This window comes from Paracoccus onubensis (genome assembly GCF_003591515.1).
Lineage (GTDB): Bacteria > Pseudomonadota > Alphaproteobacteria > Rhodobacterales > Rhodobacteraceae > Paracoccus > Paracoccus onubensis.
Genome location: NZ_QZCG01000001.1, coordinates 257,632 through 270,565 on the forward strand (window position 1 = coordinate 257,632; position 12,934 = coordinate 270,565).

The window sequence follows — 12,934 nt, forward strand, 5'->3', positions numbered from 1 at the left end:
CCGGCCTGCGACATCTGTTCCCGGCCATGCCAGGCCGGGAAGGACCATCAAGGACGGAGAAGACGAGATGGAACGCAAACCGGACCTTTCGGACAAGGCAGAACAGAGGCAGGGCGCGTCCGCGCCGGGCTGGGCGCTTGTCGCTCTGGCGATCTCGATGCTGCTGTCCTCGCTGGGGATCAGCATTCCCAATGTCGCGCTGCCGTCTCTGGCGCAGAGTTTCGATACCGGTTTTCCACAGGTTCAATGGGTGGTGCTGTCTTATCTTCTGGCGATCACCGTGCTGACCGTAAGCGCCGGACGGCTGGGCGACCTGGCGGGGCATCGCCGGGTTCTGACATGGGGCATCGGTGTCTTTACGCTGGCATCCGCGCTATGCGCCATCGCTCCTACGCTGCCGCTGCTGATCGCCGCGCGGGTCTTGCAGGGCGCGGCGGGCTCGATCCTGATGGGGCTGACCGTCGCATTGGTCCGCAGCAGCGTCCCGAAAAAGCGGACGGGCAGTGCGATGGGACTGTTGGGAACCATGTCGGCCATTGGCACGGCATTGGGACCGTCATTGGGCGGTATCCTGATCTCGGGTTTCGGATGGCGCGCGATTTTCGCCGTGATGGTGCCGATGGGACTTGCGGCACTGGCGCTTGCGCGACGATATCTGCCGCCGGATGCGCAGAGCGGGCGGGTCGATCATCGCGCTTTCGACAAGCCCGGAATGCTGGTTCTCGGGCTGGCGCTGGCGGCCTATGCCCTTGCGGTGACCGCAGACGGCGGGGCTTTGCACCGGCAGAACCTGATCCTGCTGATCATGTCCGCATTGGGGGCGGCCGTTTTCGTCATGATCGAGCGCCGCGCCGCCGCGCCCCTGATTCATCTGTCGGTTTTCCGCGACAAACGCCTGAATGCCAGCCTGATAATGAGTGCGCTGGTGTCCACGATCATGATGGCGACGCTTGTGGTAGGGCCTTTCTATCTGGCGCGCGCATTGGGGCATCCGCCCGCGATTGTCGGGTTGATCATGTCGGTCGGCCCGGCGATCTCGGCGCTTAGCGGCGTGCCTGCGGGGCGTCTGGTCGATCGTCTGGGGGCCGGCGCCGTGGTGATCTGGGGGCTGGCGCAGATGGCACTTGGCGCATTCGCTCTGGCCAGCCTGCCGAACCTGATCGGAACCCCGGGCTATGTGATCGCGCTTGCGATCCTGACCCCCGGCTATCAGCTGTTTCAGGCCGCGAATAATACCGTCGTCATGATGGATGTGTCGCAGGAACGGCGGGGCGTGATTTCCGGCGTGCTCGGCCTGTCGCGCAATCTGGGGCTGATCACCGGAGCCTCGGCGATGGGCGCGGCATTCACTATTGCGACCGGCAGCGCCGATCTGTCGGCCGCCGGGGCGCAGGCGATATCGCGCGGCATGGGCGTGACCTTCGCATTGGCGGGCGGTCTTGCGATTCTGTCGCTTGTCATTGCTTTGTCATCGGGGATGCGTACTCAACAGGCAGATCACGCGATTACGCCCCAGCGACGGAGCGGTAACTCTTGACCAGCCGAGCAACTTTGATATGTTGTCAATGTTTTCAACCCAGCACCTGTTGCAAGGCAGACGCGGAGCCTGGCGGTTCTTTGAAGTTCCCTGCATTTTCCGAGGTTCTGGCATGGATATCAATCAATTGCGAACATTCGTCACGGTCGTCCGCGAGGGCAGTATCACCCGTGCATCCGAGATCCTTTATCGAAGCCAGCCGGCCATCAGTGCGCATATCAAATCGATGGAGGACAGTCTCGAAGTCAAGCTTTTCGAGCGTAATTCCCGCGGCATGTCCGTGACGCGAAGCGGTTCGCGCCTGCTGGTGGTTGCCGAGAAACTTCTTGAGCAGCATCAGCGTTTTCTGGAAGAGGCCAGCCGGGTGCGCGGCTCCCTGACAGGTGAGCTGCGCATCGGCGCCGCCCGTTGTTCGTGCCGGGACACGGTGCGCAGGCTGCTGACCGAGCTTTATTCGCGTTTCCCGGAACTTGAGGTCAAGCTTGATCGCGGCCCGTCCGCCGGCGTGCTCAGTGGTATTCGGAACGGCTATCTCGACGCGGGCTTCTATGTCGAACCCGAAGAGGAACAGACCGATCTGACCGCGATCGAGATCACACGCTGCAGCGTCTATCTGGCAGGCGCGCCGCAATATGCCGAACGTCTGCGCGGCGGTGATCTGAACGTCTTGCAGGATGTGCCATGCATCTGTCCGCCGGATCAGTCCTGCTATGGCCGCATCGCCGACAGGTTCTTTGCCGAGCATGATTTCCGCCCTCGCCGCATCATCCATGTCGACGACGAGGCGGTTACCAGGAAATTGATTGCGGACGGATTCGGGATCGGCGTGATCCATGCCGCGGCGCAGCCGGGGAACGGCATCAGCGTGTTGTCCGAGGTACGCAAATCCGTCCGCATCCTGTGCGGCTATCTGGCGGAACGGGCCAATGATCCCGTAGTCGGCGTGATCCGCTCGATTCTGGATGGCGGTGAAGACGCTCTGGCGCCTGTTCGTCCGAAATCTAAATTCGGCAAGCTTCCGTCGCTTGTCGGCGGAGTTCGCTGATGGCGGGAATGGCGGTTTACAGTCTTTGCGCGGCGGATGGTCTGCGGCATTATTCGCCTCATGTCTGGAAGGTGATCCTTGCGTTGAAGCACAAGGGTCTGGATTTCGATCTGCGCCCGGTGTCCTTTGCAGAAATTTCGCAGATCGCCGGCGGAGGCTTCAGCAGTGTTCCGGTGCTGGACGATCATGGCCGGCTCGAAGGCGACAGTTTCGGCATCGCCCTGCACCTTGAGCAGGCTTATAGCGGCAATCGTCTTTTTCCTCACGATGGGCAGAAGGCGTTGGCCCGCATGATCGAGCATTTTTGCGATACGGTTCTGAACCCTTTGCTTTCGGTGATCGTCGTTCAACAGATGCATGACATGATGCCTCCGGCCGATCAGGAACATTTTCGGGCGGTGCGGCGAAAACGCTTCGATGCGGAGATAGAAGAAATCGCCATGCGCTCCGCCGGTGAGGCGGGGCGCTTCCCGCAAAAGCTTGCTCCGGTCAGGGCGGTTCTGGAGGGGCAGCGCTGGATTGCGGGCGACACACCTGCATTTGCCGACCACATCCTGTTCGGCAGCTTGCAATGGCATCGCGTTTGCACCGGCGCATCACTTCTTCCCGCCGAAGATCCGGTCGAACAATGGTTTCAGCGTTGTGCCGGACATTACGGCATCGCCCTGCCGACCCCCGACCTGATGCCCAGCGCATAGATCGCGATCATGGCACGCTCCTGGCGGGGCTGAAAGCGCGGCATCATGGCCAGTCCGGTCATTTGCGTCCCGCGATGGCCGGGGGCGAGCCCCGTCGCCGGCAGGTCTCTCGAACCAGTGGCGCGACCCGCCGGCGACCCCCGAGGTATTTGGACAAAGAAGAAGCAGAGGAAGGGGACGCGAATCCCCAGCCAGGCGCGATATGCTCTGGACCTTGCGCATATCGCGGAAATGCCGAAGGATCGGCATGGCCGCGGCATCCGGTGGTGTGGGCTGCGGAAACGGCGGCGGCGGTCGGGGAGGGACAGGATGAAGACAGCCAGGGATTGGGGGCTGGTCCCGACCGGGATGACGCCCGGTGCGATGAATGCCATGACCGACGTGCCCGGTATCCGGGTCGGGCATTGCGACATCCGGGGGCCGGGTCTGATGACCGGCGTCACGGCGATCGTCCCGCATGGCAAGGATATCTTCCGCCTGCGCCCCCGCGCGGCGGTCGAGGTGATCAATGGTTTCGGAAAATCCACCGGGCTGATGCAGCTCGCTGAACTTGGCATGATCGAGACGCCGATTTTGCTGACCAACACTTTCGGCGTGGCCGCTTGCACCGAAACGCTTATCCGGCGCGCAATCGCGGATAATCCGCAGATCGGCCGGGACTGGTCGACGGTGAACGCGCTGGTTTGCGAATGCAATGACGGTCAGATCAACGATATACAGGCGCTGGCCGTCACCCCCGATCATGCCGGGGCTGCTTTGGATGCCGCTTTGGACGGCCGGTTTATGCAGGGATCCCGGGGTGCAGGATCGGGCATGACGGCCTTTGGTTTCAAGGCCGGTATCGGCACCGCCTCGCGCTGTCTGCAGATCGGCGGCGGTCATGTTCTTGCCGCTCTCGTCCTGGCGAATTTCGGAAATGCCGGGGACCTGATCCTGCCGGATGGCCGGCGGCCCCGACCGGCGCGGCGCGCCGAGGCCGAACGGGGTTCGGTGATCGTGGTGATGGCCACCGATCTGCCCCTGGGCGACCGTCAGCTTCAGCGAGTGGCGCGGCGTGGCGCCGCTGGTCTTGCGCGGCTGGGCGCTTTCTGGGGTCATGGCAGCGGCGATATCGTGCTGTGCTTCACCACCGCCGATCCGGTCGTGTTTCCGGCCGATGCCGATGTCGTGACCCAGGGGCGGTTGTCGGATGAACATATCGATCTGGTCTTTCGCGCCGCCGCCGAGGCGACGCAGGAAGCCGTCCTGAACGCGCTGTGCCTTGCGGAACCGGCGCAAGGTCGCGATGGCCGGATCTTTCCTGCTTTGCCGGACTGGCTGAAGCAGAATCCGTTGTCATGAAGATCATCGCGGAACTTGCCGAAGGACGATCTTGCGGGGCTTGCCATTCATGATGGCGTGACAGGCGGCTGGCCGGCACGTTCCGAAGCGGCCCGCCACAGCGCCTCGACCGCGCCGACGCGGTTGCCAGAGTGGCGATAAAGCCGGACATCCAGATCCAGCGTCCAGCGGCTGTCATCCGATGCCGGGACCAGACGGCCTGCCCGCATATCCTCGTGCACCAGCCTTTCCGGCAGCCAGCACAGGCCCGCGCCCGATATCGCCATGCTCATCAGCCCTGCGCTTATCGTGTTCTCATGGGTGACGCGTTTCCGGAAGGAAGCGCGCTGCGCAAGCAAACGCAGCAGCGCGATGCCGAAGAACGAGTTCAGGCCATAGCTGAGGTAAGGGATCTGTATGCCCGATGTGACGGCCCGGTCCAGAATGCCCTTGCCGGGCAGTGTGCCCGTATCGGTATGCAGCAGGGGCGCGGCAAGCGGGATCAGCCTGTCGCCCGCGATGGTGAGATAGGGGAACCTGCTGCGATCCAGATGAAACGGAACGATCGGATGCGCATAGGTCAGAAAGAAATCCGCTTCATCCGCAACAAGCGCGTCAAGATTCGCCTCGATGCCGCCGCGATCCGGCAGCAGCGATGTCGGGAAGCTGCGGCCTTCCGTCTGCAGCTTGCCCAGCCATTCGGGAAACACCGTGACGGTCAGCGTGTGAAGCGCGGCGAAGCGGATCAGACCCGGGCCTGCCGACGGACCCAATGTCTCGCGCAGGCCGTAATAGGTGCGGATCGTTTCGCGGGCGACAGGCAGGAATTGCTGGCCTGCAAGCGTCAGTTCGGGCGGCAGCGTGGCGCGGCTGATCAGGATCGTTCCCAGCCATGTCTCAAGCTGCTTGATCCTTCGGCTGAATGCCGGCTGAGTGACGTTCCGCTGCTCTGCCGCGCGCGAAAAGCTTGATGTGTCGACAAGCGAGACGAAATCCTCAAGCCATTTGATCTCCATCATCCCCTCCGTTTTTGCGCGTGTAATTCATTATTTTTGCATGGTTATGCAATAAATGCATCATATATTGCCGTAAGTGTATTTGCATGATGAATGCCAAGCTTTCAGGGTAGGGCAAAGCAGACCGGTTTCCAGACTGGCGCGACACGGACAGAAAGTTCAGGTCAATCAGGGCCTTACGCCTCCTGCTACCGGGCGGGGCATTCTGATTGGACGTGTCGTGCATATTGGTGGCGGTTTCCAACCAGCAGCCGAGGCGCAATCGATGTCATCCAATGTCCACGCTGATCTGATCCTTGTGAACGGTAAGATATGGCGTGGTCGGGAGGATGGCACCTGCAGCGCTGTCGCGATCTGGCAGGGCAAGGTTCTGGCGACAGGATCGGATGACGAGATGCTGTCGGTGAAAGGGGATGGCAGCGAGGTGATCGACCTACAGGGCCGCTTCGCCTGCCCCGGGCTGATCGACAATCACCTTCACCTGATCTCGACCGGGCTGGTGATGGGCTGGGTGAATGTGACCCCGGAAGCGGCGCCTACGCTGGAGGCTTTGCTGGCGCAGGTCGCAGCGCGGGTCGCCGAAACGCCGCCGGGAAGCTGGATCCGCGCGCGTGGCTATGATCAGGTCAAGCTGGATACCGGCCGCCATCCGACACGCGACGATCTGGACCGGGTCGCACCGGATCACCCGGTGGTGGTGACGCGGGCCTGCGGTCATATCTCGGTGGTCAACTCGAAGGCGCTGGAACTGGCTGGGGTGACCGGGGATACGCCCACGCCGGAAGGGGCGGTGATCGGGCGTGACGGGGATCGGCTGAACGGATTGCTGGCCGAGAATGCGCAGGCATTGGTGACATCCGCCATGCCGCGCTGCGAATTCGACGATCTGGTGGCCGCCATCGAACGCGCGGGCAGGCATCTGCTTGCCTTCGGTATCACCAGCTGCATGGATGCCGCCGTCGGCCAGATCGCGGGAATGGACGAGATCCGCGCCTATCAGGCGGCAAGATTGCAGGATCGCCTGCCGGTCCGGGTCTGGCTGACCATCCTTGGCGATCCGGACGGCTCTATCGTCGAGGAATGCTGGCGCGCGGGGCTGATATCGGGCGTGGGCGACGATCTGCTGCGCATGGGCGGGGTGAAAATCTTCCTTGATGGCTCCGCAGGTGGCCGGACCGCGTGGATGAAGGCCCCCTATGTGAACGAGCCCGATAACCTGGGCGTCCAGATGCTTCCCGACAGTGAGGTTGAGGCGCTGGTCAAATCCTGTCACGACCGGGGATATCAGATGGCCTGTCATGCCATCGGCGACGGCGCGATCGAGCAGTTGATCACCGCTTATGAAAAGGCGCTGGCCGACAATCCCGATCCTGACCGCCGCCACCGCGTCGAGCATTGCGGATACTCGACTCCCGAGCAGGAGGAACGGATGCGCGTCGCCGGTATCTTGCCGGCGCCACAGCAGGCTTTCATTCATAATTTCGGCGACAGTTATCTTTCCGTCCTCGGGGAAGAGCGGGGCCTTCGTTCCTATCCGATCGGAACCTGGATGCGGACCGGCATGCGCCCCTCGACCGGGTCCGATTCCCCGGTCTGCTCACCCAATCCCTTCCATGACCTTCACGCGATGCGCACGCGCAAGACCGTTGGCGGCACAGTATTGGGCGCCGAGGAATGTCTGAGCGCCGCCGAGGCGTTGCAGGTCTATACCGAAAACGGCGCATGGTCGCAGAAGGCCGAGAACGTCAAGGGCCGGCTGGTGCCGGGCCAATGGGCGGATATCGCCGTCTTCGATCAGGATCTGCTGGGCGACGATACAGATATCCTGCTGACACAGACCGGTTGCCTTTTGACCATCCTTGCCGGCAAGGTGGTTCACGACGCGCGATAATGAAACGACTTGTCAGCCGCGGCCCCGACGCCGCGGCGCAATCACGGGAGCAATGCCGCATCATCAGAAAAACCGCGGCGCTTACAGGGAGACTAGCATGTTCAAACGGATTTCACTTGCCGGAGTTCTGGCGCTTGGCACGGCAATCTGCGCCTTTGCGGAAGAACCGCGACATGGCGGGACGCTGAATTTCACGGCGCCATATGGATCGAATTTCGCGACGCTGGATATCCACTCAAGCCCCAGCATTCAGGAGATGTTCATCTCGCAGGCGATCCATCGGACACTGTATTCATGGGACGCGACCGCGAATAAGCCGGTTCTTGAGCTTGCGACATCGGTCGATATTTCGGATGACGGTCTGGTCTATACCTACCACCTGCTTCCCGACGCGGTGTTCCATAACGGCGATCCGCTGACGGCGGATGACGTGATCTTCAGCTACAAGCGGATCGCGGATCCCGCGAATGCCTTTCCGGGCGCGCGACGGATCAGCACGATCAAGGGCGGGGCCGAGTTCATCGCGGGCGAGACCGACGAGATCGAGGGTCTGAAGAAGATAGACGACAAGACGCTGGAAATCACGTTCACCACACCGGCCGAGCCGGGTTTCGCCCTGATGGAAAACAATATGGCGATCTATCCCGCGGGCGTGGACGTGGCCACGCAGGCGACCGATCCTGTGGGTCTTGGTCCCTTCGTGTTCAAGGAGCATATTCCCGGTTCGCAGGTCGTGGTCGAGAAGTTCGAGGATTATTACGACGATGACAAACCCTATCTCGACCGGGTGAATATCATTCTGATGGCCGAAGGCAGTGCCCGCGACGTCGCCTTCCGCAATCAGGAGGTGGATGTGTCGATCCTGGGGTCGACGCAATATCAGTCCTATCAGGAAGATCCGGCGTTGAAGGACAACCTGCTTGAAGTGGCCGAGGTGTTTACCCGGAATATCGGTTTCAGCCCGGAATACGAACCGTTTCAGGACAAGCGGGTCCGGCAGGCGATCAATCACGCCATCAATTCGCCGCTGATCATCGAAAGGCTGCTGAAGGACAAGGCCTATCCGGCGGTGGGATGGCTGCCGATGTCCCTGAGCGCATTCGATGCGGACAGGAAGCCCTATGAATACGATCCCGAAAAGGCCAAGGCGCTGCTGGCAGAGGCAGGCTACGAGGACGGGTTCGAATTCGAGGTGACGGCGACGCCGGACGAAAGCTGGGGCGTCCCGATCGTCGAGGCGATCCTGCCGATGCTGAACGAGGTCGGCATAACCGTCAGGCCCAAGCCGATCGAAAGCGCGGCCCTTGGCGAAACCGTGTCTTCCGGCGATTTCCAGGCCTTCATCTGGTCCAATCAGACCGGCCCCGACGCGCTTAGCGTGCTGCGATGCTTCTACTCCAAGACCGCTCAAAGTTCGTGCAATTACACAGCCTTCTCGAACCCGGAATTCGACGCCTTGTTCGAAGCGGCCGAGGCGGAACTCGATCCCGAAAAACAGACCGATCTGCTGCGTCAGGCCAACAACCTGTTGCAGGACGAGGCGCCGGTCTGGTTCTTCAACTACAACAAGGCGGTCATGGCCTATCAGCCCTGGGTGCATGGGCTGGTGCCGAATGCCAATGAACTGGCGTTGCAACCCTATGACGAGATCTGGATCGACGACAGCGCGCCCGAATCGCGCCTGTAAGGGAAATCCCGCCACCGCCGCTGGCCGGTGGTGGCGGCCTGTGTCCCTTCCAGCGCCGTCATATCCGGCGATGGCAGACAGCCCCTCTGGACAAGGCCGAGCATGCTTCAGTTTACCATAAGACGTATCTTGCAGGTGATCCCGACGCTTCTGGTCGTGGCGCTGCTGATCTTCGTGATCTTCAGCGTCGTGCCCGGAAGTTTCGCGGCCAGCCTGTTTTCGGATGGCAGGACGACCGCCAATCCGGAAATGATCGCGCAACTCAACCGGGAACTCGGGCTTGACCTGCCATTGCCGCAACGGTTCCTGAACTACGTCATGGATCTTGCGCATCTGGATCTGGGCACGAGTTTCCGCACCCGGCAGCCAGTTCTGCAACTGATCAATGACCGGATGTGGGCGTCGCTGCAACTGGCGGTCGCCGCGATGGTCTTTGCGGTGGTCATCGGGGTTCCGCTGGGTTTCATAGCGGCGATGCGTCCCGGTTCGATACTGGATTCGGTCACCATGATCGGGGCGGTCTCGGGCCTGTCGATGCCGCAATTCTGGCTGGGCCTGCTGCTGATGTATGTGTTTGCGCTGCAACTGGGCTGGTTGCCCAGTTTCGGCTATGGCAACGGCTCGCTGCGTAACCTGATCCTGCCCGCGATCACGCTGGGCGTTACGCCCTTGGCGCTGCTGGCGCGCACGACGCGGGCGGGCGTGCTGGACGTGATGAACGCCGATTTCATCCGCACGGCCCATGCCAAGGGCATGAGCGAAAGCAAGGTCGTGCGCTGGCATGTGGCGCGGAATGCGCTTGTGCTGGTGGTCACGACCGTCGGGCTTCAGTTCGGTTCGATGATCGGACAGGCGGTGGTGATCGAGAAGCTGTTCGCATGGCCGGGGATCGGGTCGCTTCTGGTGGACAGCGTGGCGATCCGCGATATCCCGGTGGTGCAGGGCACGATCCTTGTGATCGTCCTGTGGTTCCTGCTGATCAATACGGCCGTCGATCTGATCTATGCCGCGATCGATCCGCGCATCAAGCAGAGGTAAAGATTGATGAAGCTGGGATTCAACATCCTTCTGGGGGGCGGCCTGACGGCGCTGGTGATCATCGGCGGCTTGCTTGCGCCCTGGCTTGCGCCTTTCGATCCGGTGCTGGACGCCAATCTGATGAACTCGCAATTGCCGCCGGATTCCACCTTCTGGTTCGGCACCGACTCGCAGGGGCGCGACGTCTATTCCCGGATCCTCTATGGCGCGCAGATCTCGCTGACGGTGGGGATCGTGTCGCAGATCATCAATACCCTGATCGGCGTGGCTCTGGGCATCTCGGCGGGGTATTGGGGCGGCTGGTGGGACGATCTGGTCAACGGGCTGACCAATGTCATGCTTGCCATCCCCTCGCTGATTTTCGCACTGGCGGTCATGGCGGTCCTTGGGCCGGGGCTGGTTTCGCTGCTGATCGCGCTTGGCCTGACGAATTGGAGCTGGACCTGCCGCATCGCCCGCAGTTCCACCCTGTCGCTGAAATCGCAGGGATATGTGCAGGCCGCGCAGACGCTTGGCTATGGCGATATCCGCATCATGATGACCCAGATCCTGCCCAATATCATGGGGCCGATTCTGGTCATGGCGACGCTGGGCATGGGCGCCGCCGTGCTGGCCGAGGCGGCCTTGTCCTTTCTGGGCCTTGGTATCCAGCCGCCTTATCCAAGCTGGGGTTCGATGTTGACGGATGCGCGCGAACTGATCCGGCTGGCGCCATGGGCGGCGATCTTCCCCGGGCTTGCAATCTTCCTGTCGGTGCTTGGCTTCAACCTGCTGGGTGACGGGCTGCGTGACAGCCTCGACCCGCATATGAGGACGCGCAAGACATGACCGAACCCCTTCTTGATGTCCGCAACCTCGATCTGGTCCTGTCGCACCGCAGCGGCGACCTGCCGATATTGCAGGATATTTCATTTCAGATCATGCCCGGCGAGACCTATGGGCTAGTCGGTGAATCCGGTTCGGGGAAATCCGTCACCTCTCTGGCGATCATGGGTCTGCTGAAGAAGCCGTTGAAGGTGTCGGGCGGGCAGGTCGTCTTTCAGGGGCAGGATCTGCTGAAGCTGCGGCCGCGCCGGATGCGCGACCTGCGGGGCGACCGCGTGGCGATGATCTTTCAGGAACCGATGACCGCGCTGAATCCCTTGTCCACGGTGGGCCGCCAGATCGCCGAGATGTATGTTCTGCATCAGGGCAAAAGCTGGCGCGAGGCGCGGCGGCTGGCTGTCCACGCGCTGGACAGTGTCAAGGTGCCCAATCCGGAACGCCGGGTGGGCAATTATCCGCACCAGATGTCGGGCGGCCTGAGGCAGCGGGTGATGATCGCGATGGCACTGGCCTGCGACCCGGATCTGCTGATCGCCGATGAACCGACGACGGCGCTGGACGTAACGGTTCAGGCCGAGGTGCTGCGGCTCATCAAGGAACTTTGCGCGGCGCGGGGCACCGCGGTGCTGTTCATCAGTCACGATCTGGGCGTGATCGCCAGCATCTGTCAGCGTGTGGGCGTCATGTATGCCGGCTGTCTGGTCGAGGAAAACGATACTGTCGCGCTGTTTTCCAACCCCCGGCATGCCTATACGCGCGGCCTGATGGGCGCGCTGCCGCGTCTGGGCAGCCGGTTGACGCATGGCCGCCAGCGGCTGGTCGATATCGACAGCGTGATCGCGGATCGCTCGGTCCTGACCGAGACCCGTTTCATCATGCCGCGCGGGGCTGCCAACGGAGAAAGCGCATGACCGGCACACCGCTGTTGCAGATTGATGATCTTCATGTCCGCTTTCCCATCGCCGGAGGCGGCCTGCTGGGTACCGGCCGGCGGTTGCTTCACGCGGTGAACGGGCTCAGCCTGACGCTGGAGAAAGGCGAATGCCTGTCCATTGTCGGCGAATCCGGTTGTGGGAAATCCACCACCGCCCTGACGGTCATGGGCCTGCAGGAGCCGAGTTCAGGCAGCGTCAGCTTTCGCGGCGCGCCGTTCAGCGGCCCCGGCGCGCCTGACCGGATGCAGCGCGCGAAGGCCGCGCAGATCGTGTTCCAGGATCCCTATGCGTCGCTGAACCCCCGCCAGACGGTGCATGCCTCGCTTGCCGCACCGCTGCGTCTTCACGGCATCCGTTCGGCAAGCGAAATCGCCGACCGGATCGAGACGATGCTGGTCAATGTGGGACTGACCGCCGATCAGGCCCGGCGCTATCCGCATGAATTCTCGGGCGGGCAGCGACAGCGGATCGGCATCGCAAGGGCGCTTATCCTCGAACCCGAGATCGTGGTTCTGGATGAACCGGTTTCGGCGCTGGACGTGTCGATCCGGGCGCAGATCATCAACCTGCTGCTGGACCTGCAGGAAAAATACGGCCTGTCCTATCTGATGATCAGTCACGATCTCAGCGTGGTTGAACATATGAGTGACCGGGTTGCGGTGATGTTCTTCGGCCAGATCGTCGAGGAGGGAAGCTGGCAACATATCTTCGCCAATCCCGTCCATCCCTATACCCGCCGGCTGATCGCCGAGATCCCCGATCCCGATGTGGCAATCCGGGCCCGCGACCCCGCAGCCGGATTCACGGATGTGCCGCTTCCGCAGGGGCGCAGTTTTGCCATGGATGGAAGCAACACACCCGATGTCTTCACGGCACCCATGCCATCCGAACTGGTCGAGATCGATCCCGGCCATCGGGTCAGGCTTTCGCTTCGGGATTGAT

At 62.1% G+C, this 12,934-nt stretch carries 11 protein-coding genes; 10 read left to right on the forward strand and 1 reads right to left on the reverse strand.

All coding sequences use genetic code 11. The features are described from left to right. Positions 1-67 precede the first annotated feature (67 nt). From D3P04_RS01255 to D3P04_RS01270, 4 genes are all read left to right on the forward strand, one after another. Positions 68-1,537 (forward strand): MFS transporter, encoded by a 1,470-nt coding sequence (locus tag D3P04_RS01255; RefSeq protein WP_119745107.1) that lies wholly within the window; start codon positions 68-70, stop codon positions 1,535-1,537. Positions 1,538-1,649: 112 nt separating this feature from the next. After that, entirely contained in the window at positions 1,650-2,582 is a 933-nt protein-coding gene (locus tag D3P04_RS01260; protein ID WP_119745612.1) for a LysR family transcriptional regulator, read from the forward strand. Beyond that, entirely contained in the window at positions 2,582-3,280 is a 699-nt protein-coding gene (locus tag D3P04_RS01265) for a glutathione S-transferase N-terminal domain-containing protein (protein WP_119745109.1), read from the forward strand. Before D3P04_RS01260 ends, D3P04_RS01265 begins: the two co-directional genes overlap by 1 nt. Positions 3,281-3,589: 309 nt before the next feature. Further along, positions 3,590-4,621, forward strand: coding sequence for a P1 family peptidase (locus D3P04_RS01270; protein ID WP_119745111.1), 1,032 nt, complete (start codon positions 3,590-3,592; stop codon positions 4,619-4,621). 47 nt (positions 4,622-4,668) lie between these two features. Here D3P04_RS01270 and D3P04_RS01275 read toward each other — a convergent pair whose 3' ends face one another. Next, complete coding sequence (locus D3P04_RS01275) at positions 4,669-5,619, reverse strand: LysR family transcriptional regulator (protein ID WP_220475230.1); 951 nt, start codon at positions 5,617-5,619, stop codon at positions 4,669-4,671. A gap of 262 nt (positions 5,620-5,881) precedes the next feature. Between D3P04_RS01275 and D3P04_RS01280 the strand changes: the two genes are divergently transcribed. The 6 genes from D3P04_RS01280 to D3P04_RS01305 all read left to right on the forward strand — a co-directional run bounded on the left by D3P04_RS01280 (position 5,882) and on the right by D3P04_RS01305 (position 12,933). Then, positions 5,882-7,507, forward strand: a complete 1,626-nt coding sequence (locus D3P04_RS01280) for an amidohydrolase (protein ID WP_119745115.1) — start codon at positions 5,882-5,884, stop codon at positions 7,505-7,507. Between the two features lie 97 nt (positions 7,508-7,604). Continuing rightward, positions 7,605-9,194, forward strand: a complete 1,590-nt coding sequence (locus D3P04_RS01285; protein WP_119745117.1) for an ABC transporter substrate-binding protein — start codon at positions 7,605-7,607, stop codon at positions 9,192-9,194. A 102-nt stretch (positions 9,195-9,296) separates the two neighbouring features. Further along, entirely contained in the window at positions 9,297-10,232 is a 936-nt protein-coding gene (locus tag D3P04_RS01290) for an ABC transporter permease (RefSeq protein WP_119745119.1), read from the forward strand. A 6-nt stretch (positions 10,233-10,238) separates the two neighbouring features. After that, the gene (locus D3P04_RS01295; protein WP_119745121.1) at positions 10,239-11,060 is read left to right on the forward strand and encodes an ABC transporter permease; all 822 of its coding nucleotides are present in this window, start codon (positions 10,239-10,241) and stop codon (positions 11,058-11,060) included. Beyond that, positions 11,057-11,968, forward strand: coding sequence for an ABC transporter ATP-binding protein (locus tag D3P04_RS01300; RefSeq protein ID WP_119745123.1), 912 nt, complete (start codon positions 11,057-11,059; stop codon positions 11,966-11,968). Before D3P04_RS01295 ends, D3P04_RS01300 begins: the two co-directional genes overlap by 4 nt. Beyond that, positions 11,965-12,933, forward strand: a complete 969-nt coding sequence (locus D3P04_RS01305) for an ATP-binding cassette domain-containing protein (RefSeq protein ID WP_119745125.1) — start codon at positions 11,965-11,967, stop codon at positions 12,931-12,933. The genes D3P04_RS01300 and D3P04_RS01305 overlap by 4 nt, the downstream gene beginning before the upstream one ends. Position 12,934 lies beyond the last annotated feature (1 nt).

What these genes read in the sequence shown, in the direction of transcription:
- D3P04_RS01280 (WP_119745115.1), top strand. Translation starts at nt 5,882, where the DNA reads ATGTCATCCAATGTCCACGCTGATCTGATCCTTGTGAACGGTAAGATA.
- D3P04_RS01295 (WP_119745121.1), top strand. Translation starts at nt 10,239, where the DNA reads ATGAAGCTGGGATTCAACATCCTTCTGGGGGGCGGCCTGACGGCGCTG.
- D3P04_RS01275 (WP_220475230.1), bottom strand. Translation starts at nt 5,619, where the DNA reads ATGATGGAGATCAAATGGCTTGAGGATTTCGTCTCGCTTGTCGACACA.
- D3P04_RS01290 (WP_119745119.1), top strand. Translation starts at nt 9,297, where the DNA reads ATGCTTCAGTTTACCATAAGACGTATCTTGCAGGTGATCCCGACGCTT.
- D3P04_RS01265 (WP_119745109.1), top strand. Translation starts at nt 2,582, where the DNA reads ATGGCGGGAATGGCGGTTTACAGTCTTTGCGCGGCGGATGGTCTGCGG.
- D3P04_RS01270 (WP_119745111.1), top strand. Translation starts at nt 3,590, where the DNA reads ATGAAGACAGCCAGGGATTGGGGGCTGGTCCCGACCGGGATGACGCCC.
- D3P04_RS01255 (WP_119745107.1), top strand. Translation starts at nt 68, where the DNA reads ATGGAACGCAAACCGGACCTTTCGGACAAGGCAGAACAGAGGCAGGGC.
- D3P04_RS01305 (WP_119745125.1), top strand. Translation starts at nt 11,965, where the DNA reads ATGACCGGCACACCGCTGTTGCAGATTGATGATCTTCATGTCCGCTTT.
- D3P04_RS01300 (WP_119745123.1), top strand. Translation starts at nt 11,057, where the DNA reads ATGACCGAACCCCTTCTTGATGTCCGCAACCTCGATCTGGTCCTGTCG.
- D3P04_RS01260 (WP_119745612.1), top strand. Translation starts at nt 1,650, where the DNA reads ATGGATATCAATCAATTGCGAACATTCGTCACGGTCGTCCGCGAGGGC.
- D3P04_RS01285 (WP_119745117.1), top strand. Translation starts at nt 7,605, where the DNA reads ATGTTCAAACGGATTTCACTTGCCGGAGTTCTGGCGCTTGGCACGGCA.